Origin of the sequence: Mycolicibacterium iranicum, from assembly GCF_002101705.1 — a bacterium.
GTDB lineage: Bacteria > Actinomycetota > Actinomycetes > Mycobacteriales > Mycobacteriaceae > Mycobacterium > Mycobacterium iranicum.
The window spans coordinates 82,871-105,681 of the sequence record NZ_LQPC01000049.1 but is presented as its reverse complement, the minus strand read 5'-3'; the positions used below and the strand labels follow the sequence as shown (position 1 = coordinate 105,681).

The window sequence follows — 22,811 nt, the reverse complement described above, 5'->3', positions numbered from 1 at the left end:
GAACGTTTCCAGGTAACCTAGGTCACAGTGAAGCGAGAGTCAACAGCCCGTACCCATCCATGACTCAGCCGGATCTCTCGAGCGGCGGTCGTTTATGGCCGGACTCGGTGACCGATGTCGCCGATCGCATCGCCCACTTAGCTGACCGGCACGATGTCGGCGGCGCCGAGGCGTGCGGCGTCGGCCGTCTCGTCGTCGGGCATCTCCTGGCTCTCCCGCTCGGCGGACACCCGTGCCTGGTAGTGCGCGATCTCGCGGGCCCGCTGCTCGTCAGACCACCCCAGCACCGGCGACATCAGATCCGCGACCTCCGGACAGGATTCGGTGCCCCGGTCGAATGTCTCGATCGAGATCCGGGTCCGGCGGCAGAGCACGTCGTCGAGATGCAGCGCTCCTTCGTGGGTCACCGCGTAGACGATCTCCGCCCGCAGGTAGTCGTCGGCCTCGGCCACGGGCGCGCCGAGCGTCGGATCGTCACCGATCAACTGCAGGATCTCGCCGATCATCGAGCCGTAGCGGTTCAACAGTGTCGAGATCCGCGCCTCGCTGAGGCCGGAGTCGGAGGCGAGCTGGCCGCGCGCATTCCACAGTGCGCGATAGCCCTCGGCGCCCAGCAGCGGGACATCGTCGGTGATACAGCCGGCGATCTTGCGGTCGAAGGTCTCGCCGAGACCGTGGACGGCCTCGTCGACGGCGTCCTTGGCCATCACCCGGTAGGTGGTGTACTTGCCACCCGCGATCACCACCAGACCCGGAACAGTATGTGCCACAGCATGTTCACGTGACAACGCCGAGGTGTCGGCGTTCTCCCCGGCCAGCAGCGGCCGCAGTCCGGCGAACACACCTTCGACGTCGGCCTCGGTGAGGGGGACGCGCAGCACCGTGTTCACCTGGTCGAGCAGGTAGGCGATGTCCTTGCGGCTGGCGGCGGGATGGGACTTGTCCAGTGACCAGTCCGTGTCGGTGGTACCGATGATCCAGTGTCGGCCCCAGGGGATGATGAAGAGCACGGATTTTTCGGTGCGCAGGATGATCCCGGTCGACGACCTGATCCTGTCGCGCGGGACGACGAGGTGGATCCCCTTGCTGGAGCGGACCTGAAACTGGCCGCGTTCGTTGGCCAGGCCCTGCGTGTCGTCGGTCCACACGCCGGTGGCGTTGATGACCTGGCGCGCGCGGATCGTGTGCTCGCGGCCGCTTTCCAGGTCGACGACGCGGGCACCGGTCACGCGCTCACCCTCGCGCAGCAGGTCGACGACGCGGGCGCGCGTGGCGACCCGTGCGCCGTACGCGGCTGCCGTGCGAGCGATCGTCATGGTGTGGCGGGCATCGTCGACCTGGGCGTCGTAATACTGCAGAGCCCCGACGAGTGCCTCCTTCTTCAGCGACGGCGCGGCCCGCAGCGCGCCGCGGCGCGTCAGGTGCCGGTGCAGCGGGACGCCGGCGCCGTGACCGGAGGCCTTCGACATCGCGTCGTACAGCGTGAGGCCGGCGCCGAGGTACAGGCGTTCCCAGCCGCGGTGCTTGAGCGGGTAGAGGAACTTCACCGGCCTGACAAGATGTGGCGCAAGCTTTTCCAGCATCAGTCCGCGCTCGGACAGCGCCTCGGCCACGAGACCGAAGTCCAGCATCTCCAGATACCGCAGTCCGCCGTGAATCAGCTTGCTGGAGCGACTTGAGGTGCCGGAAGCGAGGTCGCGGGCTTCGACCAGTCCCGTTCGCAGACCCCGTGTTGCGGCGTCGAGTGCCGCACCGGCACCGACCACACCCCCGCCGATGATCAAAATGTCCAGCGGTGCGTCGGCCATATCGGTGAGCGCGTCGTTGCGGGCTGCCGGGGAAAGGGGTTGAGCTCTCATGGTTTTCGCCTTTCGCGAATCGTGTTGTGGGTGAGCGCTTGTCAGCTGACATTGACCCAGTCGAGGGTGCGGGACACCGCCTTGGTCCATTGGGCGTGCCCGGTCTCGCGCTGCTCGTCGGTCCAGGCCGGTGTCCAGCGCCGGTCTTCCCGCCAGTTCTTGCGCAGTTCGTCGGTGTCCTTCCAGAAGCCGACGGCCAGACCAGCGGCGTAGGCAGCGCCGAGCGCAGTGGTCTCGGCGACCACGGGCTTGATCACGTCGACGCCGAGCACGTCGGCCTGGATCTGCATGCACAGTGCGTTGGCGGTGATTCCGCCGTCGACTTTCAAGACCTCCAAGTGCACACCGGAATCGGCTTCCATCGCATCGACGACGTCGCGGCTCTGGTAACAGATCGCCTCCAGCGTCGCCCGAGCGACGTGGGCATTGGTGTTGAACCGGGACAGGCCGACGATGGCGCCGCGGGCATCCGAGCGCCAGTGTGGGGCAAAGAGTCCGGAGAAGGCCGGCACGAAGTAGACCCCGCCGTTGTCCTCTACCTGTCGGGCGAGAACCTCTGATTGTGCTGCACCGCTGATGATTCCGAGCTGATCGCGCAGCCACTGGACCGCTGAGCCGGTGACGGCGATCGACCCCTCGAGCGCGTAGACGGCGTCGGCGTCACCCAGCTTGTAGGCGACCGTCGTGAGCAGTCCGGACTTCGAGCGGACGATGTCGGTTCCGGTGTTGATCAGCATGAAATTGCCCGTGCCGTAGGTGTTCTTGGCCTCTCCCGGGGAAAAACACACCTGCCCGACGGTCGCGGCTTGCTGGTCGCCGAGTGCACCGGTGAGCGGAACCTCGCCGCCGAGGGGACCGTCGGCGAGCGTCAGGCCGTAGGGCTCGGGGGAGGACGAGGGCACGATTTCGGGCAACATCTGCCGGGGGACCCCGAACAGGGCGAGCAGTTCGTCGTCCCAGTCCAGTGTCTCCAGGTTCATCAGCATGGTGCGGCTGGCGTTGGTGACGTCGGTGACGTGCACGCCGCCGTGGCTTCCGCCGGTGAGGCGCCACAGCAGCCAGCTGTCGGTGGTGCCGAAGAGCGCGTCACCGCGTTCGGCGGCTTCCCGGACACCGTCGACGTTGTCGAGGATCCATTTGATCTTGCCGCCGGCGAAGTACGTCGCGGGCGGCAGACCCGCCTTGTGTCTGATGGTCTCGCCGTGGCCCTGAGCTTCGAGTGCGCTGGCTATCCGGTCGGTGCGGGTGTCCTGCCAGACGATCGCGTTGTAATAGGGGCGGCCGGTGCGCTTGTTCCAAACCACAGTGGTCTCACGCTGGTTGGTGATGCCCAGCGCTGCGAGGTCGCTGCTGACGAGCCCGGCTTTCCCGAGAGCGGTCTGGATGACTGAGGAGGTGCGTTCCCAGATCTCCACGGGATTGTGCTCGACCCAGCCGGCGCGAGGCAGGATCTGCTCGTGTTCGAGTTGGTGTGCGGCGATGACGTTGCCGCCGTGGTCGAAGACCATGAAGCGGGTGCTGGTTGTTCCCTGGTCGACGGATCCGACGAAATCGGACATGGTTTCACTCCTTACGAGATGGTGGTGATGAATCGTCTGGTGGTGGAATGGCTCATCGGTCCTGAAGGGCGGCGCTCTCGGACACTCCGATCTCCTCGGGGGCGTCGGCCGGGGGCAGCAGCCGCTCGATGCCGTAGACGAAGAGCGCACCGCCGATCAGGCCGCCGACGATCGGCGCGACGATCGGTAGCCAGAAGTACAGTTCCGGGCCGTTTGCCGAGAACATGGCGTCGTGGTAGCCGGTCAGGTACGACGCCAGTCGCGGGCCGAAATCGCGGGCCGGATTGATCGCATACCCCGCATTGGTACCCCAGGCCATGCCGATCGCGACGACGAGAAGTCCGATCATCAGCGGTGCGGTGTTGGCCAGTGGTGGGTTGTTGATCGCGCTGGTGACGGCGAATATCACCATGACCAGCAGCGCCGTGCCGACGACCTGGTCGGCGAAGGCGGTGGCGATCGAGACGCCCTCGCCCGGTGAGGTCGAGAAGATGCCCTGTGTCGCCTTGCTGTGACCGGGATCGACGGCGGCGATCTGGTCCGCGTAGACCAGTCGGACGATGAACGCTCCCAGCATCGCTCCGACCATCTGAGCGCCTATGAACGGCAACACTTTCCGTCGATCGAAGCCGCGGAACGCCGCCAGCGCTATGGTGACCGCCGGGTTCAGGTGGGCGCCGCTGAGCCGGCCGGCGACGAATACGGCCATGGTCACGCCGAGGCCCCAGCCGAACGCGATCGAGTTGTGGTCGCCGGCGGAGACGGAGTCCGGGAACCCGCCGGTGATGACCTGGGCGACGACGCCGCACCCGAACAGGATCAGGACGGCGGTACCCAGCAGCTCGCCGGACAGTTCACCGAGTAGTGGATGTCTGGTCTTCATCGTTGGCCTTTCCGTGTCGTTGCGTCCCGCCGAACGGGCACTCGATTCCGATTGGTGACGTGTTGCGAACGTAAAGACCGAATGTGATCCACATCAATCGCCTACGTTCGACAATGTCGAACGGTGCGGAAAAGCTCTTGTCGGCGCCACAGTGAGGAGCACCATGCCGGGTTCCATTCAGGCGATCGTGCGCGCCACCGCGATCGTCGACCTGATCGCACGCAGTGATCGACCGATGCAGCTACGGGAAATCGCGGCGGACGTCGGCCTGTCCAAGACGACAGCACACGGTATTCTGCGCACCCTCGTCGATCTGGAGTACCTCGACCAGGACGACGAGGCCGGTAGGTACTCGCCGGGTGCGCGGCTCATGTCGCAGGAGGTGGTCGAACTCGATGGAAACGATCTGAGGTCGGCGGCCATGCCGTGGGCGGATGCGCTGGCGTCGGCCACGGGCTTGTCCGTGCTGATGACCACCCTCGAAGGGCAGGAAGCGCGGATCGTCCACCATGTCTTCCGTCCCGATGACACCCCGCAAACCCTGCGCGTCGGAGAACTGCTGCCGTTGCATGCCACCGGATGCGGAAAGTTGGTTCTGGCGTATTCGCCTCTGCGCGAACGACTTCTGCGGAACCTCACGCTGGAGCGCTTTACCCGTGGCACGTCGACCGACCGCGCCGGCCTGGCCGCCGCGATCGAACGGATCAGGGCTGAGGGGATCGCCACGGCCAATGCCGAGTGCGACCCCGATCTCGCCGACGTCGCCGTCCCCGTGCACGGAGGTCGCGCCAACGTCACAGCACTGGCCGTTCAGGGGCCGCCCGAAGAACTGCTGACCCGCCAGGGAGCGCCACCTGCCGATCTGCTCGCCGAATTGCGGCGCACCGCAGATGCCGTGCAGCAGTCGCTGGACGCGATCCGGTGAGCGATCAACGAGCCGTTGCCGCAATCGATCTCGGGACCACCTCGGCCCGATGCATGCTGTTCGACCAGCGTGGGCGGATGCTGTCGATCGCCCAGCGCGAGCAACGCCAGTCTTTTCCGCAGCCCGGGTGGGCAGAGCAAGATGCCCTCGAGCTGTGGCGCACGGTGGGCCGTGTGATCCCCGAGGCGCTGGCGAGCGCCGGACTCGACCCCTCCAACGTCGTCGCCCTGGGTATCGCCAACCAGCGGGAGACGACCGTGGTCTGGGATCGGCGTACGGGGCGCCCGGTGGCACCGGCCATCACCTGGCAGGACACCAGAACCGGGCCCATCGTGGAGCAGATCGGCGACCACGCCCAGGACTTCGACCGGATCGCGGGACTCTATCCCGGAACGTATTTCGCGGCCCCGCGCCTGCGCTGGCTTCTCGACAACGTGCGCGGTCTGGAGTCGAGAGCCCAGCGCGGCGAAGTCCTCTTCGGCACTCTGGAGTCCTGGCTGATCTGGAATCTCACCGGCGGACCCCGCGGCGGCGTCCACGTCAGCGATGTCACCAACGCCAGCAGGACGCTGCTGATGGATCTGCACTCGCTGCAATGGAGTTCGAAGCTGACGGGTGTCTTCGACATCCCGGAGGTGATGCTGCCCCGGATCGTGTCCAATGCGGAGGTGTACGGCCGGTGCACTACGGTGCTGCCCGGAGTGCCCATCGCCGCAGCACTCGGGGATCAGCAGGCGGCGCTGTTCGGGCAGATGTGCTTTGAGCCGCGAGAAGCCAAGTGCACGTATGGAACTGGAGCTTTTCTCCTGATGAATGTCGGGACGTCGATCGTGCGGTCGCGTCGCGGCCTGCTGTCCACGGTGGCCTACGCAGCACCGGGTGAAGAACCGATGTACGCGCTCGAGGGCCCGATCGCCGTCGCCGGTTCCCTGGTTCAGTGGTTCCGCGACACGCTCGGTGTCATCGGCACGGCTCCGCAGATCGAGACGCTTGCGAGCACCGTCGACGACAACGGCGGCTGCTACATCGTGCCCGCCTTCTCCGGAATGTTCTCTCCGCACTGGGATCCCGATGCTCGCGGCATCGTGGTCGGGCTGACGTCTTACATTACGAAAGGTCATCTGGCGCGGGCCGTGCTGGAGGCGACCGCCTGGCAGACCTGGGAGGTCGTCAACGCCATGACCGACGACTCCGGGGTGCCGCCGGCGCGACTGGCGGTTGACGGCGGTATGACCTCCAATCATCTGCTGATGCAGTTCCTCGCCGACGTGCTCGATATCCCGGTGGTGCGCCCGTTCGTCTCGGAGACGGTGTCACTGGGAGCCGCGTACGCCGCCGGCCTCGCGGTGGGCTACTGGCCGGATCGAGCCGCGCTGCGCGCCAATCGTCACGTCGCCGCGGCGTGGTACCCGAACATGGATGCCCGCGTCCGGCGCCGGGAGGCGGCCGGGTGGCGGTCCGCGGTCGCCCAGGCGTTGACCATCGAACCCGCCGGTGACCACTGAGGGTCCCGGTGGCTGCGGTTAGTTGAGCCTTGCGCCGAAGCGATCAGAGTTGTTGTGCCACAGAGGAGCTGAATCGGGAGACCAACTTGGATCGCTGAGTTGCCCCGAGGGGAGGATGGCGCGATGAACATAAGCGTCTGTCGAGCAACGGTTTCGGAATAGTCGGCACCAGGCGACAGACTCCCTTTCCGATTCTGCGTGTAATTGTTGACTGCGCAAGTTATTGTTGCGTCGTCAAATGAACGGACTCAGAGGGCGGGGATGACATGAAGAAGGCGATCGCGGCCGTTGCACTGGCGTTTGCGGGCTTGATGGGCGCAGCGGGAACGGCCAATGCCGTTGACTACCTGGAGACCGACTCCGACGGAACGCCCTGGTTCTGGCCCACCGAAGCCCAGTGCCAGTCGGACGCGCCACTGGTGTGGAACGATCCGAACTTCGATCGGGCCTACCCCTACTGGTACTGCGCCCCGGGTGACGGCGGCTTCTACCTGTTCAGCACCGACGGTCGGTAGGCGGGGACAGGTTTACCGCGGGGCGATCGTCTGGGTCGCGAAGGTCTCGGCAACAGTCGCCGAGACCACCCGCCGGGTTGAGTTGACGCCGTCGAACCTGCTGGCTCCACCTGGCTGGTTTCGATCAAACCGTCCGCGAATCTCGAACTACGCATGTCGATATCGGTAGTCGGCAATACTTGAGCGATGCACCGGCCGGAGTTGGCGAGCTTGCGCGAACGCAAAAAGATCAAAACGCGGGCAGCGATCCGTGAGGCCGCGTTGCAGTTGTTTCTCGCGCAGGGTTATGCCAGAACGACCATCGACCAGATCGTCGAGAAAGCCGACGTCTCCGCGCGCACGTTCTATCGCTATTTCGGCGTGAAAGAGGCGTTGCTGATCTGCGACCAGTTCGGGCCGATCGTCTCGGCGTTCATCGACGCACCGAGAGACCTGTCGCCGGCGGCCGCATACAGGCACGCTGTGAACGCGTACTTCGCCGACCTCACCGATGAAGAACGTCACGACGCGATCGTCACGCAGCACTTGCTCTACACCGTGCCAGAGGCTCGCGGATTGCTGTACTCGGCCTACGTCGATCTGATCGAGCGGCTCGCCGATGCCCTCGTGCGCCGCCTCGATCGGCCGTCCGACCTTGCCGAACGTCGGGTCATCTCCGGTGCGATCGTCGGAGTGTTGATTGCCGCATCGGACGGGGAGCCGCTCCCAGAGGAGGAGCTCGTACGCAGCTTCGAGATTCTGGAAGCCAAGATGGGTTGGTGACAACGGTATTCAGCCGTCCATGACGCCGGTCCTCGCGTCGTTGCCATCGCTGGTCGAGCGGCAAAACCTCAGTGCAGAAGCGGCAATTCGAGGACCTGGGCCTTCAGGAGATCGCGGCTCATCTCCCACGTAGCGGCCAGCTCGTCAAGCTGAGCATCGGCGCCCTCGCGGGTTCGGTGCGCGGTGACGATCTGGTTGCCGGCGTTGGGGTTGACAACGATCGCCACGTAGACGTGCTCGGGGCTTCCGATCGCGGTGGTGGGTTCGACGGATTCCGGTTCGGTGCTGCTCGTGACGTCGGTCATCTCCCCGATGGTATCGGCGGCCGGCGGGTCAAAGGCACCGGCTTTCCCGATCGCACTGACGGATCACCTGCGTCTGGGGTGGCTCTTCGCGAAATCCCATGCGATGGAGCTGGAGTCGGGTCCAGCCCGATCGGTGAACAATCCCTGACCAGCCGGGCCGGGGTGCGCGTGTCCCATCCCGTCGACGATGTAGGACTCGATAAGCGACTGACCCCGCGGGGTCACCAGAGCGGTCCTGGTGTAGGCGTGACGGCCTGAGTTCGCAGGCACGGTCTCGGTTTTCTCGACCAGTTCCGGACTGCCGTTCAGCAGTCCGTCGTCCACGAAGTCGATCACCGCCGCCCAGTGCGTCACCAGGCGCGTGGCGACGATGGGCGGCACCACGTCGTCCCCCTTGTTACCCCTGCTGGGGGTCCTTGTCGCCCACCAATCCTCGCTGTACTTGACTGCTACGCGCTCGCAGCGGCCGCAACACGTCGCGGCGACGGCAAGACACTCGGCATTGACGCGGTGTTCGGCGGCTACCCGCTCAACAAGATCACCCGCGAGTACATCCAGGCGTGGGTCAATCGTCTAACAAAGGCGGGCAAGAAGCCGTCCACCGTGCGGCACGCGTTCTGGACCGCCCGCATGGTCCTGGAGCAGGCCGTCGTGGATGGCCGGCTGGCGAAGAGCCCCGCCGAGTACATCAAGTTCCCCCACCGAGACCGGTACCAACGGCGGTCAGGTCGGGGTAGTGGTGGACCGGGCCATGTTCCTCACTCCCGCAAAGGTTTCTGCGCTCGTACATGCGACGCCCTGGCCCTACAACGTCCTGATCCACGTCGCGGCGTGGGCGGGGTTGCGCGCCGCGGAACTCGGCGGGCTCACCATCGCCAACGTCGAAGTGCCTGAGCGGTCGTTGAATCCGGACGCCGCGTGGCAATGAGCCCGACGCCCCGCTGTGGCCCGGTACGTCGCTGACGCGACCTCGGCCTACCGGAACGCGGACCGACAACGGCGCACCAGGAGCGGCGACTACGGGTGTGGAAGAAGCAGCACCGAGCGCGACGGCGAAGGACCGGGCGCGGCGGCAGGCCGACGCCCTCGCCGAATCTCACCGTGGAGGACGCGGAGAAGCGGTTGGTGCTCGACTGGACAACGCCATTACGCCACGCGACCTTCTACAAGGCGGTGTACCGACCGGCGGTGTTGCGCGCCAACAGGCTCACTCCGACCGCGAAGCTGGACCCCGAGCAGTCGTTCCACTCGCTCCGCCACACCTGCGCGAGCCTTTGCCTCGCGGCGGGTAATCGGCCCATCGACATCGCGGCGCTCATGGGGCACCGGGACGCAAAAGTTGATGCTGACCGTCTACGCCCACCTGATCAGCACTGACGACCACACGGGCAACATAGCCGCGATCGGCGTGTTGTCTGCCCCGGCGGCGAAGCCAAGCTATGGCTCGAATGTGATCCCGCTGCACGGATAGGTCACGGCGGGGCACCCGCCTCGCGGAGTGCATCGCAGACTGTGGACACCGCATCGCCGATGGCGACGTGCTCCCAAAGGCGAACGACAGTCCACCCCGCCTCGGTCAAGATCTGTGTCTGCTCAATATCTCTTTGAGCGTTCTTAGCCAGCTTCGGTAGCCAGTAGGAGTTGTTGGACTTCGGCGGGCGTCCGTGTTCGGGGCACCCGTGCCAGAAGCAGCCGTCGAGAAAGACGGCCACCCGGTACCGCGTGAACGCAACATCGGGTCTGATGATGCGACCCTCGGCGCGAACCGCGTAGTCCTTTCGGAACCTCAGCCCGCGCGCGTGGAGCGCGCTTCGCAGGAGTAGTTCGGGCCGGGTATCGGTGCGCCGGATCGCAGCCATATTCCGAGACCGTGCTGGTGACGGCGTTGCGAACTCCGGTTCAGCGCTCGGTCCCGGCGCGTCATTATCGGCTCCAACCGGCACAAGCCGTACGGTACTGCTTTAGAACTTGTCCCCGGTGTCGGCCACCTCACGTATCATCGAACACATGTTCGAAGGATGGGATTCAGCAGCGGGGTATGGAAGGAGCAAGTCGACCAATGGGACGTCGCAAGGCCACCGTGGGCAACGACGCGATCGAGGGCGCTCGACCGTACCGAGTCGCCAGCTTCTTCGCCGGTATCGGCGGATTCGATTTGGGTTTCGAGATGGCGGGGGTCGAGACCGTATGGCAATGCGAGAAGAAGTCGTTCTGCCTCGATATCCTCGCCAAGCATTGGCCCGACGTTCCTCGGACCGACGACATCACGAAGGTGGTTGCTGATGACATCCCCGAAGCGGAAATCTGGGCGGGCGGCTTCCCTTGCCAAGACGTCAGCCTCGCCCGAATGGGCCCTCGCAGTGGACTTCGAGGAAAGCAATCAGGGCTCTTCTACGACTTTGCGCAACTTATTGGCGCGCGTCGCCCCGAAATTGTCATCCTCGAAAACGTTGCGGCACTCTTGTCTTCCCACGACGGAAGAGATTTCGCAATCATCATTCGGACGTTGGCCGACTTCGGGTATGGCGTGGCGTGGCGAGTACTTGACAGTCGCTACTTCGGCATCCCCCAAAGTCGCTCTAGAGTCTTCATTGTCGGATCTCTTGGAAACCCGGAGACCGCCGGCTCGATACTTTTTGAGCCCGAATGCGGCGACCGGGATGATGAGGCGCGCCGACCGGATGGGACGAAACCTGTTTCCCCCTTTGCGGTCCGCGTTGGAAATCCTGAGCAAGGGTACGTAAAGAAGCTGGCGCATTGCCTGTACGCGGAGTCAGCCCGACACACCGGAACGGACTGGTCACGCAACTACGTGTCGTACCCTGAGGGCGCAGTCAGACGACTAACACCTTTGGAAACCGAACGGCTGCAGGGCTTCCCGGACAACTGGACGATGCCGACTCATGAGATGCCCAACCAAGACACGCTTGAGTCTGCGCGGTACCATGCCTGCGGAAACGCAGTTTCGGTGCCAGTTGCGGAGTGGCTCGGTCACCGAATCGTCGCCGCGCTGCGTGCTCAGCGTGCGGAATCTCAGACGTCCGACCTAAAGGTGACGCCGAGGTCTGCGTAAAGGCGCTGTAGGTAGGCAGCGCTGGGGCGGTGTTTCGGGTCGTCAGGCAACCACTCGTCGGGAATCCGTTCTCCATCAGCACCCAGGCGGGTCATGCTCATGGGATCAACTAAGTCGGCCAAGCTGGTAAATCGGACGTAGTAATCTTCGCCTTCCTTTGTGGGCATGAGAATTCCAGCGTCGAAGGCCCAATGATGGAGCTTGCAAAGTGCAATGCCGTTCTGCACTACGTCTAGATCGTGCTGGCTCCAAGCAAGGATATGAGCTGCGTCGATGCCTGACCGAACGCCGTGAATTCCTCCAAACAGCGCTCCGCAGAAGGCGCATCGATTCCGGTAAGCGGCGCGAACTTCGGCGCTGAATCTGCGACCCGACGCGCCCCGGATTTTGGCAAGGCGGTACTGGTGTGCGGATCGTGCGCTGACTTCTGGTGCGTCCTCACCTAGCTCGTCGGGCGGTGGAAGTGTTGGGCCTGATGGCGGCGCGATGCCAAGAAGGCTCTCCAGCGCTGGCAAAGGATCGAGACCCGCCTGATACGACGAGCCGGGAGAGGCGGCCAGGGTACTCATAAGGTTGTTGACCGTCGTCGTGAGTTGGCGTCCGATACCTTCGCCACTGGCGATGAAGTCCTTATGGCTTGTCACGAGGGGCGGAAGGCCGGAAGGCAGCAAGGCCGCTTGTTCGTAGACCGCCTCTATGCGACTCCACCGCGCGGCCACGCCGATGTCGTCAGCGTGTCCTTGATTCGCGACCGTGATGAAGGACGGGTCGAACGTCACGAGGTCGGCCACGCCACTGAACTCGCTCTCGGTGCCGAACCCGACGTCAGTGATGGTGTATTCCTTCGCCCGGATTATGGGCAGCGTGTCAGGAGTGCTGCGGAACGCTCGGGTGGGGTCCGGCAGGAGCAGCATGGGCGCGACGATGCGGGATATTTGAATCGGACTGTCGAGCATCGACCGGAGTCGCGGCTTGCCGCTCTCGGCGGGGTCGAGCCACAGACCGGTGTCCCGGACGATCCCATCGGGCCACCGCATGTTGAAGGTCCAGCCCTCCAGGCCGAGAGCGTTGAACCCTGAATGGTTCCCCACAACCTCGTACTCGCCTCGGCCCCCCGAGGTGCGGAAGCCAATGTGCAAGCCAACAGTCCTTGTGCCAGGTCCCGAACCGCTGCGCGTTCGCGATGAGATGCCAGTGTCTCACCTTGCATCGGCGTGACCAGGGATGTGCGTCGGCCGTGTCGACGTACGGGACCGTTGAGGGACCGAGCGGAAAGCCACTCTGCCGCCTTAAGGCGAATGCGCTGGTCAAACTGGAGCCGATGACGGGAATCGAACCCGCGTATTCAGCTTGGGAAGCTGATGTTCTGCCATTGAACTACATCGGCGGTGTGGCTAGAGAGACTAGCAGGGCCGGCCACGGCCCGAAGCGAGAGCCACCGGACGTAGCCCACTTTTTAGCGTGAGCGTCGGCTAGCCTTTGCTGCGATCACCTTCCCAGCAAGTTCACAGGAGCCGAGTATTCATGGCGCACAGGGTTTTTCGTCAGTCGCTCACCGCAGGAGTCGCACTGGCCGGCGCCGGCGCCATTGCCTTCTCGACCTTGCCCGTGCTGCCCACCCATGAGGCTGCCGTCGCACAGGCCGCGACGGTCGTCCAGCCCGTCGTCCCTCCTCGCGTGGTCACCGCTGAGGTCGAGTACGCCTCGCTGGTCCAGTCGCTGGAGATCCTTCTGGGCGGCGCTGCCGGCGCCGTCGGCCAGAGCTTCGCGGCCTTCAGCACGCAGATGCCCGCCATCTTCCGTCAGGTCCAGGAGCAGTGGGCCGACCCCGATCTCACGCCGTGGAACCACTCCCTGATCGCGTCGGCGTTCTTCACCCCGATCGCCCCGCTCGTTGTCGGACCTTTCACCGACGCCGTCGCCGAAGTGCTCGCGCAGACCTTCCCCTCCCGCGGCGATGAGATCCGCGAAAAGCTGCCCGCAGCAGTCGAATACGCCTTCGCGCGGCTCATCGGTCCGGTGATCAGCGCCATCGGCGCCACCGGGGCCGTGCACCAGCAGATCTACGCCGCCGGCATGGCTGGCGACCCGCCCGGGCAGTGGCTGGCGCTCCTACGCGCACCCGGCACCATCATCGACGGCTTCCTCAACGGCGGTTACGGCGACATCAGCGCGCTGCTCACCGGAGAGGTCGGCGGCGACCGCGTCGCCGCACCGGGCCTGCTCACGCCGTGGGGCGAATATCCGGAGGACCGCAGCGTCACCGACGACTGGGACGGCATCCCCTCCGAGCAGGCCGTGCAGCTGAGTGTGACGGCCGAGGTCGAGACGGTCGAGACGACGGACGAGATCGCCGACCCTTCTGAGGACGCGGCGGTGGCGCCGGTGTCCACCGACGAGGAAACCGACGAGACCGAGACCGCGGTGACCGACGACGCCGGGATCTCCGACGACGTCCAGACTTCCGACGACGCCGAGACCTCCGAAAAGGCCGACGCGACCGAGACCGCGGAGACAACCGAGCGGGAAGAACGGAAGACCTCCAAAGCCGACAGTGGCGAGAAGGTCGAGAAGGCCGAGAGCTCCGACAAGGACTCCAGGGGCGACAGGGCGCAGTAGCGCCGGGATACCCTCGTGCCGTGCTGCTCTCCGACCGCGACATCCGGGCCGAAATCCACAACGGCAGGCTCGGCGTCGACCCGTTCGACGACAGTATGGTCCAGCCGTCCAGCGTCGACGTCCGCCTCGACAACCTGTTCCGGGTCTTCAACAACACCCGCTATACGCACATCGACCCCGCGCAGCGCCAGGATGACCTGACCACGCTGGTCGAGCCCAAGGAGGGCGAGCCGTTCGTCCTGCATCCAGGCGAGTTCGTGCTCGGGGCGACGCTGGAACGCTGCACGCTTCCCGACGACCTCGCGGGCAGGCTCGAAGGCAAGTCGTCCCTGGGACGCCTCGGCCTGCTCACGCACTCGACGGCGGGCTTCATCGACCCCGGCTTCTCCGGACACATCACCCTCGAGCTGTCCAATGTCGCGAATCTTCCGATCACGCTGTGGCCCGGCATGAAGATCGGCCAGCTGTGCCTGCTACGGCTCACCAGCCCCGCACAGCACCCCTACGGCAGCGACAAGGTCGGCTCGAAGTATCAGAACCAGCGGGGGCCGACACCATCGAAGTCGTACCAGAATTTCCTCAGGTCCAGCTGACGGAAATTGACCACAGCGCAGGCCTAGGTCCGGCTTGTAATGTCATAAGAACCGGTGTCACCGGCGGTTCGTGCCGCGTGTTCCGGCCAGATCTTCGTCAACGCTCAGCTAACGGCGTGAGGTGTAACGCAGCAGCTGATCCCGCCGATGAAGTATCTAGTTGTCGGCTCGCCTTGCGCGTCCCAGCGGTGCCGACCACCAGGCTGCAGCAAATGTTTTGGAGGGGACAGTGGACATCGTATTAGGTGTGTCGATGACACCTACGACGGTGCGCATGGTGCTGGTTGAAGGCGAAAAGGCCGACGGGGTCACCGTCGACCACGACACCTTCGACGTGGGCTCCGCAGAGGGGTCGGCAAACGCCGCAGAGCACGTCGTCTCGGCGGTGCTCGGCACCAGGGAAAGCGCCGAGACCGGAGGACACCACCTCAAGGCGATCGGTGTCGCATGGAGTGATCACACCGAGGCCACCGCGCTGCGTGACGCCCTCGCCGCCCACGGCATCAGTGACGTCATGCTCGTTTCCGAAGGGCACGCGGCCGCGTCGCTGGCCCAGGCCGTCGGCCGCGCCGTCGACTACGACACCACCGCGCTGCTGTTCGTCGACCGCGACACCGCGACCCTGTCGGTTGTGCAAACCGACGACGGTTCGGTGGTCAAGGTGCTCAGCCGTTCGCTGCACAGCACCGACGCGATGGCCGTACTGACCGAGATGGCCGAGGCTGTCGCGGCCCAGGCATCGCCGCCCCAGGGCATCTTCGTCGTGGGCTCCGGCGTCGACATCAGCTCGGTCAAATCCCACCTCGAGCACCTCGTTTCGCTGCCGGTCCACGCGCCCGATGACGCCGAGCTCGCGCTCGCCCGTGGCGCCGCACTGGCATCGGCGTCGGCGCCCGCCTTCGAGGCGACGACTGTCGGGCTGGCCTACTCCCAGGACCCCGATGGCCCCACAGCCGGTTCGGTGCTGGCGGGGCTCGCCGCCGCCGACACCCAACTGGCTCCCGCGGGCGCCGATGACGTGGTCGACGAGTTCGCGCCGACGGAGATGCGGCCGGCCGACGAGGAGCGCAAGCCATTCCTGCTCGTCGGCAGTGCATTGACGTCGCTGTTCGTGGTCGGCGTCGTCGCACTGGTCATCTCGCTGGCCATCAGCATCCGCCCGACGGCCGACCAGCGGCCGAGTCCCGCCCAGGCGGTGATCGTGCCCAGCAGCCAGGTGCCCGCGCCCGACCCGGCACCCGCGCAGCAGGAAGCCGCCGTCGTTCCGCCCGCGCCGCAGACGGCCGAGACGATCAAGCCGCCGGTGCCCGTCGTCCAGGAAGCTCCGCAGCAGGCCCCCAGGACCGTATACGTCGAGCAGGCGCCCGCACCCGCTGCGCCGGCCCCCGCGCCGGCCCCTGCGGCTCCTCCGCCGGCTCCGGCCCCCGCCGCGCCACCCCCGGTGGTCGCACCGGTGGTGGTCCCGCCGCCCGTGATCGTCCTGCCGCGTCAGCCGCAGTGGACACCGCCCCGGTGGCAGTGGCCCAATCAGCAGCCCGACGAGCCAGACAACAACCCCTGGGACCCGCCGTGGGAGGACGATGATCCGCCCACTACGAGGCCCCCACAGACGACGAAGACGCCGCAGGTGCCGACGGTCCCGCCGGTGCCCCAGGTCCCTCAGCAGCCGCAATGGCCCGGCAGCGGATCGGGATCCGGGTCAGGTTCAGGATCCGGGTCGGGCTCGGGTTCCGGTTCCGGCCGCGGTGACAGCGGCGGCCGCGGTGACAGCGGCGGCTCGCGAGGCGGCTCTGGTACCGGTGTTCCCGGCGACATCAACGGCGACGGCTGTTTCCTGATCTTCTGCGGTACCGGGCGCAACTAGAGTTCGTCACCTTCCGTTGTCCTGACGCTTGGTGTCGCGTTGGCTTCAGCTCATCGTGGGTGGGTACTGAGGGCGGTATGCGCTGCACCGTCTTCGGCACCGGCTATCTGGGTGCGACCCACGCTGCGGGTATGGCCGAGATCGGCCACGAAGTCATTGGCGTCGACGTCGACGCCGGCAAGGTCGCGAAACTGTCCGGGGGTGAAGTCCCGTTCTACGAGCCCGGGTTGCGGGAGATGTTGCAGCGCAACATCGAAGCGGGACGACTGCGCTTCACCACCGACTATGCCGAGGCGGCCGACTTCGCCGATGTGCACTTCCTCGGGGTCGGAACACCGCAGAAGAAGGGCGAATACGCGGCGGATTTGCGCCACGTCTACGCCGTGATCGACACCCTGGTGCCAATGCTCACCCGTCCAGCGGTGATCATCGGCAAGTCGACGGTGCCGGTCGGCACCGCGGCGGAACTCGTCGAGCGTGCCGCAGGCCTCGCTCCGGAAGGCGTCACCGTCGAGGTGGCGTGGAACCCGGAGTTCCTGCGGGAAGGATTCGCCGTCGCCGACACCCTGCACCCCGACCGCATTGTGCTTGGGGTGCAAAAAGATTCACAGTCCGCGGAGAAGGTGGTGCGGGAGATGTACGCGCCGCTGCTCGCCGACGGCGTCCCGTTCCTGGTCGCCGATCTGCAGACCGCCGAACTGGTCAAGGTGTCCGCCAACGCTTTTCTGGCCACCAAGATCTCGTTCATCAACGCGATCTCGGAGGTCTGTGAGGCCGTTGACGCCGACGTCACGCTGCTGGCCGATGCGCTCGGCTACGACGCCCGCATCGGTCGCCGATTCCTGAACGCGGGCCTCGGATTCGGCGGAGGCTGCCTGCCCAAGGACATTCGGGCATTCATGGCCCGCGCAGGCGAGCTCGGCGCCAACCATGCGCTGACGTTCTTGCGTGAAGTCGACAGCATCAACATGCGCCGCCGCACCCGAATGGTCGAATTGGCCACCAGGGCATGCGGAGGGTCGCTGCTCGGCGCCAACGCTGCCGTCCTCGGCGCCGCGTTCAAGCCTGAGTCCGACGACGTCCGCGACTCTCCCGCACTCAACGTCGCCGGCATGCTGCAACTGCACGGTGCGACCGTCAACGTGTACGACCCGCAGGCGATCGAGAACTCCCGGCGGCTCTTTCCCACGCTGAACTACTCCACGTCGGTGCTGGAGGCGTGCGAGCGCGCCGACGCCGTGCTGGTCCTGACCGAGTGGCGCGAGTTCGTCGATATGGATCCCGACGCTCTGGCCGCGGTGGTCCGCGCGAAAGTGATTGTCGACGGCCGCAATTGCCTCGATGTCGGTAAGTGGCAGGCCGCGGGCTGGCGGGTGCACGCACTCGGTCGCAACCTCGAGCGAGCCATCCCGGCGTAACGTCGGTGCATGCCCGTCTACGCGCTGAACCTGTTCGACATCGCCGATCGCGACGAATACCTGGCCTATTCGAAGCGCTCTCCCGCCGAGGTCGCCAAGCACGGCGGTCGCGTCGTGGCACTCGGACAATTCCGGGAGTCCGTCTCCGGTGACATCGAGCCCCGCTCGGTGCTCATCCTGGTCGAGTGGGAATCGAAGGAGGCGTTCGACGGCTACTGCAACGATCCTGACCTGGCCGATCTGCACGCCCACCGCGAAGATGGGTCGTCCTCCTACATCTGGCACCTGTTCGACCGGTTGGACGACCTGCGACCCCTGCTTAAGGTGAACTGATGGCGGCCGAGCTTATGCGACAACGAATCCGGTGGATGGCGCTGCACGGGGTCATCCGTGGGTTGTCGAAAATCGGGGCACGCCGTGGCCGAGATCCGCAGGCCAGGCTGATCGCCGATCCCGAGGCGCGCGCCGATCCGGCCCGGTTCGCCGACGAACTGCGCGGTGACGCGGCGGTGATCCGGTGCCGTGCCGTGCTGTTGACGGTCGACCACCAGGCCGCCAACGAGATTCTGCGGTCCGACGACTTCCGGGTGACCTCCCTCGGCGCCGGATTGCCCAAGCCGCTGCAGTGGATCAACCGAAAAACCCATCCCGGCCTGCTGCACCCGATCGAACCGCCGTCGCTGCTGTCGATCGAGCCGCCCGACCACACGCGATGCCGCAAGCTCGTCTCGTCGGTGTTCACCACCCGCGCCGTCGCCGCGCTGCGTGACCGCGTGCAGCAGACCGCGGACGCCCTTCTCGACGAGCTGGACAGCGAAACCAGCGTCATCGACGTCGTTGAGCGGTACTGCTCCCAGCTGCCCGTCGCGGTGATCAGCGACATCCTCGGCGTCCCGGAGAGCGACCGGAAGCACATCCTGCACTTTGGCGAGCTCGGTGCGCCCAGCCTCGACATCGGGTTGTCCTGGCAGCAGTTCCAGCAGGTGCACGAGGGCCTCGTCGGCTTCAACGCATGGCTCAGCGGCCATCTGGAGGAGCTGCGCCGCAATCCTGGCGACGACCTGATGAGCCAGCTGATCCTGGCCAGCCAGGCCTCCGAGGAAGCCAATCGGTTGTCCGACCGCGAGTTGCAGGCGACGGCGGGCCTCGTGCTGGCCGCAGGCTTCGAGACCACCGTGAATCTGCTGGGCAACGGCATCCGGATGCTGCTGGACACTCCGGAGCACCTGCAGACGCTGGCGGCCCGCCCCGAGCTGTGGCCCAACACGGTCGAGGAGATCCTGCGGCTCGACTCGCCCGTGCAGCTGAGCGCCCGCTTCGCGCGCAGCGATGTCACCATCGCCGGAACGCCGATGCAGCGCGGCGAACTCGTCATCGTCCACCTGGCAGGCGCTAATCGCGACCCCAAGGTGTTCACTGATCCGCACCGCTTCGACATCGAACGCGACAACGCGGGCAAGCACCTGTCCTTTTCCGGCGGCAGACACTTCTGCCTCGGAGCGGCGCTGGCGCGCGCCGAAGGCGAAGTCGGGCTGCGCACATTCTTCGAGCGCTATCCGGGTGCCCGGCTGGCGGGCGAGGGCAGCCGTCGCGACACCCGCGTCCTACGGGGGTGGTCAACCTTGCCGATCACGCTTGGGAAGGCGCCCGCCGCGCTAAGTTCGTAGGGGTGGACTTCCGAGCAGCCCTGCTCGAGCAGACTCGAGCATTCGGTGAACTGATCCGATCGGGAGACCCGGCGACGCCGGTTCCCACGTGCGGCGAATGGACGCTCAAGCAGTTGTTCCGTCACGTGGGTCGCGGAAATCGTTGGGCCGCACAGATCATCAGTGAGCGACGCAACCAGCCTCTCGACCCGCGGGAGGTGCGCGACGGCAGACCGCCGGAGGACCTCGACGCTTCCATCGACTGGCTCAACGCCGGGGCGCAGGCGGTCATCGACGCCGTCAACCGTGTCGGCTCGGACGCTCGGGTGTGGACGTTCGTCGGGCCCAGACCGGCGGGCTGGTGGACCCGGCGGCGCGTCCACGAGGTCGCGGTGCACCGACTCGACGCGGCGCTGGCGCTCGGCGCCGAGCTGGAACTGCCCGCCGACCTTGCCGCCGACAGCCTCAGCGAGTGGATCGAGCTCACCACCGTCGACAAGAGTCGCCCCCCGGCGCTGGAGCGCGGGCAGTCGGTTCACCTGCACGCGACCGAGGAAAAGTTGGGTCCCACGGGGGAGTGGACCATCGTCCACGACGAAGACGGGCTGTCCTGGTCACACAGTCACGGCAAGGGCGCTGTGGCCTTGCGGGGGCCCGTCAACGCCCTGCTGCTGGCCACCGTGCGGCGCAAGACCGCGGCCGACGCCGGGGTCGAGGTTCTCGGCGACGCGGCGGTCTGGGAAGCATGGCTGGAGCGCACTCCGTTCTAGGCTCGAGGTATGACCACTTCGGAGCTGGCCACCGTTCTCGCCTGGCACGACGCGCTCAACGCCGCCGACCTCGACACGCTGCTGGCGCTGTCCAGCGATGACATCGAGATCGGTGACGCAGGTGGGGCGGCCCAGGGACACGCCGCGCTGCGGGACTGGGCCCAGGCGCTCGACGTCAAAGTCGAACCCGGCCGCATCTACGTCAACGACGGGGTCGTCGTCGTCGAACAGCAGACCGTGTCCGTCACCGGCGAACGGGGATCGGGTGCGTCGGCGTTCCGCGTCGTGCATGACCGCGTCACCTCGGTGTTCCGGCACGACTCGCTGGAGGCGGCGCTGGCCGCCACCGAGCTGACCGAAGCGGACCTGACGGGCTGATGCGCGGAATCATCCTGGCCGGCGGATCGGGATCCCGACTCCATCCGATCACTTTGGGCGTCAGCAAGCAGCTGGTGCCCGTCTACGACAAACCGCTGATCTACTACCCGCTGTCCACGCTCATTCTGGCCGGTATCCGCGACATCCTCGTGATCACCACCGCGGTGGACGCGCCCGACTTCCACCGATTGCTGGGCGACGGTTCGCATTTCGGAGTCAACCTGACCTACGCCGTGCAGGACGAACCGGAAGGACTCGCGCAGGCCTTCGTGATCGGAGCCTCACACATCGGGACCGAGCCGGTGGCATTGGTCTTGGGGGACAACATCTTCTACGGCCCCGGCCTCGGCACCAGCCTGCAACGCTTCCAGAAAGTCTCCGGCGGAGCCATTTTCGCGTACTGGGTGGCCGATCCGTCCGCCTACGGGGTGATCGAGCTCGACGCCGACGGCAGGGCGGTCTCTTTGGAGGAGAAGCCGTCGATACCCAAGTCGCACTATGCGGTGCCCGGGCTGTACTTCTACGACAACGATGTCATCGACATCGCGCGAGGGCTCGCCAAGTCCGACCGCGGCGAGTACGAGATCACCGAGATCAACCACACCTACCTCAAGCAGGGCAGGCTCAGCGTCGAAGTGCTGGCGCGCGGAACGGCATGGCTGGATGCCGGGACATTCGACTCGCTGCTCGACGCCGGCGATTACGTCCGGACCATCGAGCAGCGCCAGGGACTCAAGATCAGCGTGCCGGAGGAAGTGGCCTGGCGCGTCGGGTTTATCGACGACGACGCGCTGGAGAAACGGGCCCGCACCCTGCTGAAGTCCGGCTACGGCACATATCTGCTGGAGTTGCTGGGCCGCCAGAGCTCTGAGTGATGGCCACGAAACGCCGGTGTCAGTGGCGGTCGGCCTGCGGCGTCGCCAGCAGTGCGGCGATCCCCGTCGTCAGCGGTACCGACAGCGCCAACGCGATTCCGCCGACCGCGGAGCGCGCCACCTCGATGGCCACGCTCTCGCTGGTCAGCACATCACCGAGGGATCGATTGGCGACGCTGAACAGCAACAGCAGAGGCAGTGCGCTGCCCGCGTATGCCAGCACCAGCGTGTAGACGGTTGAGGCGATGTGGTCGCGGCCAACCCTCATGGCCCCGACGAAGACCTGGCGGCGGGTTGCGCCGTCGCCGAGGGCAGCCAATTCGAACGCGGTCGACGCCTGGGTGACGGTGACGTCGTTGAGCACACCCAGTGAGCCGATGATGAACCCCGCCAGCAGCATGCCGGTGATCGACACATTGCCCAGGTAGGCGGCCACCTCGTTGTTCTGGTCCTCCGACAGTCCGGTGAGGTGGGTGAGTTCGATTGCGGCCCAGGACAACACCGCCGCCAGCAGCAGCGACGCCAACGTGCCCAGCAGTGCGGCACTGGTCCGCAGGCTTACGCCGTGGGCCAGATAGATCACCGCGTACAGGATGGCTGCCGAGGCCACGAGTGCCACAGGAACCGCTGGACCGCCGTCTCGCAAAGCGGGGAGCAGGAACACGACGAGGACGCCGAACGCGACGACGATGCCGATCAGCGCTCGCAGGCCGCGCCAGCGGGCCACCGCGACGATCACGATCGCGAAAACCAGCGCGAAGGCGACCAGCGGCCACGACCGCTCGAAGTCGTAGAAGGCGTAGGTGGTGGTCCCGGCGTCGTCGACCTGTCGGCTGAGACGGATGTCGTCGCCGACCGCGAGGCTCGGCTGGCCGGGTCCGACACCGATCTCCAGCAGAGTGTTGGCGCCCTGGTTCGGTCCGGAGTCGATCGAGACGAGAGACTGCACACACGGCGCTCCTGCACCCTCGGCAGGTAGCGGCGCCGAGGTGAGGACCGATCCGGCCGACGGGCTGCCGCAGGAGGCCTCGGTACTGGACAGCACGTGCCCTGACTCGGTGGTGACGGCTCCGCCTGCGGCGTTCTGGAATGGCAGGGGAATGTCGGCCTTCTCCCCGCTGGGCCACAGCAGCGCCGCGCCGATCAGGACCGCCACCCCGATGGCGACGAGCAGGCCGACGACGACCTTGGCGGCCAGCGGGCCCAGCGGAGACGGACCGCTCAGCGAGTGCGAGTGTGCGTGCGCCACCCGGACAGGGTAG

General features: G+C 66.1%; 24 protein-coding genes and 1 tRNA gene. 16 read left to right on the top strand and 9 right to left on the bottom strand.

Going from position 1 to position 22,811, the window contains the following annotated elements:
- Positions 1-137: 137 nt before the first annotated feature.
- The 3 genes from AWC12_RS24580 to AWC12_RS24570 are packed head-to-tail and all read right to left on the bottom strand — an operon-like array spanning position 138 to position 4,301.
- Positions 138-1,859 carry a glycerol-3-phosphate dehydrogenase/oxidase gene (locus AWC12_RS24580; protein ID WP_085177601.1) on the bottom strand — a complete coding sequence of 574 codons (1,722 nt, stop codon included), beginning with the start codon at positions 1,857-1,859 and terminating at the stop codon, positions 138-140.
- Between the two features lie 41 nt (positions 1,860-1,900).
- Positions 1,901-3,418, bottom strand: coding sequence for a glycerol kinase GlpK (gene glpK, locus AWC12_RS24575; RefSeq protein WP_085177599.1), 1,518 nt, complete (start codon positions 3,416-3,418; stop codon positions 1,901-1,903).
- 52 nt (positions 3,419-3,470) lie between these two features.
- A complete protein-coding gene (locus tag AWC12_RS24570) occupies positions 3,471-4,301 on the bottom strand; it encodes an MIP/aquaporin family protein (protein ID WP_085177597.1) in 831 nt (276 codons plus the stop codon).
- Positions 4,302-4,464: 163 nt separating this feature from the next.
- Between AWC12_RS24570 and AWC12_RS24565 the strand changes: the two genes are divergently transcribed.
- From AWC12_RS24565 to AWC12_RS24550, 4 genes are all read left to right on the top strand, one after another.
- Positions 4,465-5,226, top strand: coding sequence for an IclR family transcriptional regulator (locus tag AWC12_RS24565; protein ID WP_085177595.1), 762 nt, complete (start codon positions 4,465-4,467; stop codon positions 5,224-5,226).
- Complete coding sequence (gene glpK / locus AWC12_RS24560) at positions 5,223-6,731, top strand: glycerol kinase GlpK (protein ID WP_085177593.1); 1,509 nt, start codon at positions 5,223-5,225, stop codon at positions 6,729-6,731. The genes AWC12_RS24565 and glpK (AWC12_RS24560) overlap by 4 nt, the downstream gene beginning before the upstream one ends.
- A gap of 266 nt (positions 6,732-6,997) precedes the next feature.
- On the top strand, positions 6,998-7,246 hold the full coding sequence (locus AWC12_RS24555) for a hypothetical protein (protein ID WP_085177591.1): 249 nt from the start codon (positions 6,998-7,000) through the stop codon (positions 7,244-7,246).
- A 186-nt stretch (positions 7,247-7,432) separates the two neighbouring features.
- Positions 7,433-8,008, top strand: coding sequence for a TetR/AcrR family transcriptional regulator (locus AWC12_RS24550; RefSeq protein WP_024445645.1), 576 nt, complete (start codon positions 7,433-7,435; stop codon positions 8,006-8,008).
- 68 nt (positions 8,009-8,076) lie between these two features.
- Here the strand turns inward: AWC12_RS24550 and AWC12_RS24545 are convergent, their stop codons facing one another.
- Together AWC12_RS24545 and AWC12_RS24540 are read right to left on the bottom strand one after the other, a co-directional pair.
- Positions 8,077-8,313, bottom strand: coding sequence for a hypothetical protein (locus AWC12_RS24545; RefSeq protein WP_024445644.1), 237 nt, complete (start codon positions 8,311-8,313; stop codon positions 8,077-8,079).
- 63 nt (positions 8,314-8,376) lie between these two features.
- Positions 8,377-8,697: an alpha/beta hydrolase family protein gene (locus AWC12_RS24540; RefSeq protein ID WP_085177589.1), complete on the bottom strand. Its 321-nt coding sequence runs from the start codon at positions 8,695-8,697 to the stop codon at positions 8,377-8,379.
- A 367-nt stretch (positions 8,698-9,064) separates the two neighbouring features.
- Here AWC12_RS24540 and AWC12_RS31400 point away from each other — a divergent pair, with 367 nt between their 5' ends.
- Both AWC12_RS31400 and AWC12_RS31745 read left to right on the top strand, forming a co-directional pair.
- Entirely contained in the window at positions 9,065-9,241 is a 177-nt protein-coding gene (locus AWC12_RS31400) for a hypothetical protein (RefSeq protein WP_207576475.1), read from the top strand.
- Between the two features lie 173 nt (positions 9,242-9,414).
- Positions 9,415-9,690 carry a site-specific integrase gene (locus AWC12_RS31745; protein ID WP_234814147.1) on the top strand — a complete coding sequence of 92 codons (276 nt, stop codon included), beginning with the start codon at positions 9,415-9,417 and terminating at the stop codon, positions 9,688-9,690.
- Positions 9,691-9,785: 95 nt separating this feature from the next.
- Here AWC12_RS31745 and AWC12_RS24525 read toward each other — a convergent pair whose 3' ends face one another.
- Positions 9,786-10,256, bottom strand: coding sequence for a very short patch repair endonuclease (locus AWC12_RS24525; protein ID WP_272937896.1), 471 nt, complete (start codon positions 10,254-10,256; stop codon positions 9,786-9,788).
- Positions 10,257-10,372: 116 nt separating this feature from the next.
- On the opposite strand from AWC12_RS24525, the gene AWC12_RS24520 reads away from it, so the two are divergent.
- Positions 10,373-11,386 carry a DNA cytosine methyltransferase gene (locus AWC12_RS24520; RefSeq protein WP_085177583.1) on the top strand — a complete coding sequence of 338 codons (1,014 nt, stop codon included), beginning with the start codon at positions 10,373-10,375 and terminating at the stop codon, positions 11,384-11,386.
- Here AWC12_RS24520 and AWC12_RS24515 read toward each other — a convergent pair.
- Positions 11,347-12,342, bottom strand: coding sequence for an HNH endonuclease (locus AWC12_RS24515; RefSeq protein WP_165762853.1), 996 nt, complete (start codon positions 12,340-12,342; stop codon positions 11,347-11,349). The genes AWC12_RS24520 and AWC12_RS24515 overlap by 40 nt on opposite strands.
- A 357-nt stretch (positions 12,343-12,699) precedes the next feature.
- Positions 12,700-12,773: transfer RNA gene (locus tag AWC12_RS24510), tRNA-Gly, on the bottom strand.
- Between the two features lie 137 nt (positions 12,774-12,910).
- On the opposite strand from AWC12_RS24510, the gene AWC12_RS24505 reads away from it, so the two are divergent.
- The 9 genes from AWC12_RS24505 (at position 12,911) to rfbA (ending at position 21,549) form a co-directional block, all read left to right on the top strand.
- Positions 12,911-14,005 (top strand): hypothetical protein, encoded by a 1,095-nt coding sequence (locus tag AWC12_RS24505; protein ID WP_085177579.1) that lies wholly within the window; start codon positions 12,911-12,913, stop codon positions 14,003-14,005.
- A gap of 20 nt (positions 14,006-14,025) precedes the next feature.
- Positions 14,026-14,598 carry a dCTP deaminase gene (dcd, locus tag AWC12_RS24500; RefSeq protein WP_024445626.1) on the top strand — a complete coding sequence of 191 codons (573 nt, stop codon included), beginning with the start codon at positions 14,026-14,028 and terminating at the stop codon, positions 14,596-14,598.
- A gap of 229 nt (positions 14,599-14,827) precedes the next feature.
- Positions 14,828-16,462 carry a DUF7159 family protein gene (locus AWC12_RS24495; protein ID WP_085177577.1) on the top strand — a complete coding sequence of 545 codons (1,635 nt, stop codon included), beginning with the start codon at positions 14,828-14,830 and terminating at the stop codon, positions 16,460-16,462.
- Positions 16,463-16,539: 77 nt separating this feature from the next.
- Entirely contained in the window at positions 16,540-17,880 is a 1,341-nt protein-coding gene (locus AWC12_RS24490; RefSeq protein ID WP_085177575.1) for a UDP-glucose dehydrogenase family protein, read from the top strand.
- Positions 17,881-17,889: 9 nt separating this feature from the next.
- A complete protein-coding gene (locus tag AWC12_RS24485; protein WP_085177574.1) occupies positions 17,890-18,213 on the top strand; it encodes a DUF1330 domain-containing protein in 324 nt (107 codons plus the stop codon).
- Positions 18,213-19,547 (top strand): cytochrome P450, encoded by a 1,335-nt coding sequence (locus AWC12_RS24480; RefSeq protein WP_085177572.1) that lies wholly within the window; start codon positions 18,213-18,215, stop codon positions 19,545-19,547. The genes AWC12_RS24485 and AWC12_RS24480 overlap by 1 nt, the downstream gene beginning before the upstream one ends.
- A gap of 2 nt (positions 19,548-19,549) precedes the next feature.
- Positions 19,550-20,296, top strand: coding sequence for a maleylpyruvate isomerase family mycothiol-dependent enzyme (locus AWC12_RS24475; protein WP_085177570.1), 747 nt, complete (start codon positions 19,550-19,552; stop codon positions 20,294-20,296).
- 9 nt (positions 20,297-20,305) lie between these two features.
- Entirely contained in the window at positions 20,306-20,674 is a 369-nt protein-coding gene (locus AWC12_RS24470) for a nuclear transport factor 2 family protein (protein WP_024445620.1), read from the top strand.
- A complete protein-coding gene (gene rfbA / locus AWC12_RS24465) occupies positions 20,674-21,549 on the top strand; it encodes a glucose-1-phosphate thymidylyltransferase RfbA (RefSeq protein ID WP_024445619.1) in 876 nt (291 codons plus the stop codon). Before AWC12_RS24470 ends, rfbA begins: the two co-directional genes overlap by 1 nt.
- A 19-nt stretch (positions 21,550-21,568) precedes the next feature.
- Here the strand turns inward: rfbA and AWC12_RS24460 are convergent, their stop codons facing one another.
- A complete protein-coding gene (locus AWC12_RS24460) occupies positions 21,569-22,798 on the bottom strand; it encodes a YibE/F family protein (protein WP_207576474.1) in 1,230 nt (409 codons plus the stop codon).
- Positions 22,799-22,811: the final 13 nt, after the last annotated feature.

What these genes read in the sequence shown, in the direction of transcription:
- AWC12_RS24570 (WP_085177597.1), bottom strand. Translation starts at nt 4,301, where the DNA reads ATGAAGACCAGACATCCACTACTCGGTGAACTGTCCGGCGAGCTGCTG.
- AWC12_RS24505 (WP_085177579.1), top strand. Translation starts at nt 12,911, where the DNA reads ATGGCGCACAGGGTTTTTCGTCAGTCGCTCACCGCAGGAGTCGCACTG.
- AWC12_RS24580 (WP_085177601.1), bottom strand. Translation starts at nt 1,859, where the DNA reads ATGAGAGCTCAACCCCTTTCCCCGGCAGCCCGCAACGACGCGCTCACC.
- AWC12_RS31400 (WP_207576475.1), top strand. Translation starts at nt 9,065, where the DNA reads ATGTTCCTCACTCCCGCAAAGGTTTCTGCGCTCGTACATGCGACGCCC.
- AWC12_RS24485 (WP_085177574.1), top strand. Translation starts at nt 17,890, where the DNA reads ATGCCCGTCTACGCGCTGAACCTGTTCGACATCGCCGATCGCGACGAA.
- rfbA (WP_024445619.1), top strand. Translation starts at nt 20,674, where the DNA reads ATGCGCGGAATCATCCTGGCCGGCGGATCGGGATCCCGACTCCATCCG.
- AWC12_RS24470 (WP_024445620.1), top strand. Translation starts at nt 20,306, where the DNA reads ATGACCACTTCGGAGCTGGCCACCGTTCTCGCCTGGCACGACGCGCTC.
- AWC12_RS24545 (WP_024445644.1), bottom strand. Translation starts at nt 8,313, where the DNA reads ATGACCGACGTCACGAGCAGCACCGAACCGGAATCCGTCGAACCCACC.
- AWC12_RS24490 (WP_085177575.1), top strand. Translation starts at nt 16,540, where the DNA reads ATGCGCTGCACCGTCTTCGGCACCGGCTATCTGGGTGCGACCCACGCT.
- AWC12_RS24565 (WP_085177595.1), top strand. Translation starts at nt 4,465, where the DNA reads ATGCCGGGTTCCATTCAGGCGATCGTGCGCGCCACCGCGATCGTCGAC.
- AWC12_RS24480 (WP_085177572.1), top strand. Translation starts at nt 18,213, where the DNA reads ATGGCGGCCGAGCTTATGCGACAACGAATCCGGTGGATGGCGCTGCAC.
- AWC12_RS24555 (WP_085177591.1), top strand. Translation starts at nt 6,998, where the DNA reads ATGAAGAAGGCGATCGCGGCCGTTGCACTGGCGTTTGCGGGCTTGATG.
- AWC12_RS24550 (WP_024445645.1), top strand. Translation starts at nt 7,433, where the DNA reads ATGCACCGGCCGGAGTTGGCGAGCTTGCGCGAACGCAAAAAGATCAAA.
- glpK (WP_085177599.1), bottom strand. Translation starts at nt 3,418, where the DNA reads ATGTCCGATTTCGTCGGATCCGTCGACCAGGGAACAACCAGCACCCGC.
- AWC12_RS24515 (WP_165762853.1), bottom strand. Translation starts at nt 12,342, where the DNA reads ATGCTCGACAGTCCGATTCAAATATCCCGCATCGTCGCGCCCATGCTG.
- AWC12_RS24520 (WP_085177583.1), top strand. Translation starts at nt 10,373, where the DNA reads ATGGGACGTCGCAAGGCCACCGTGGGCAACGACGCGATCGAGGGCGCT.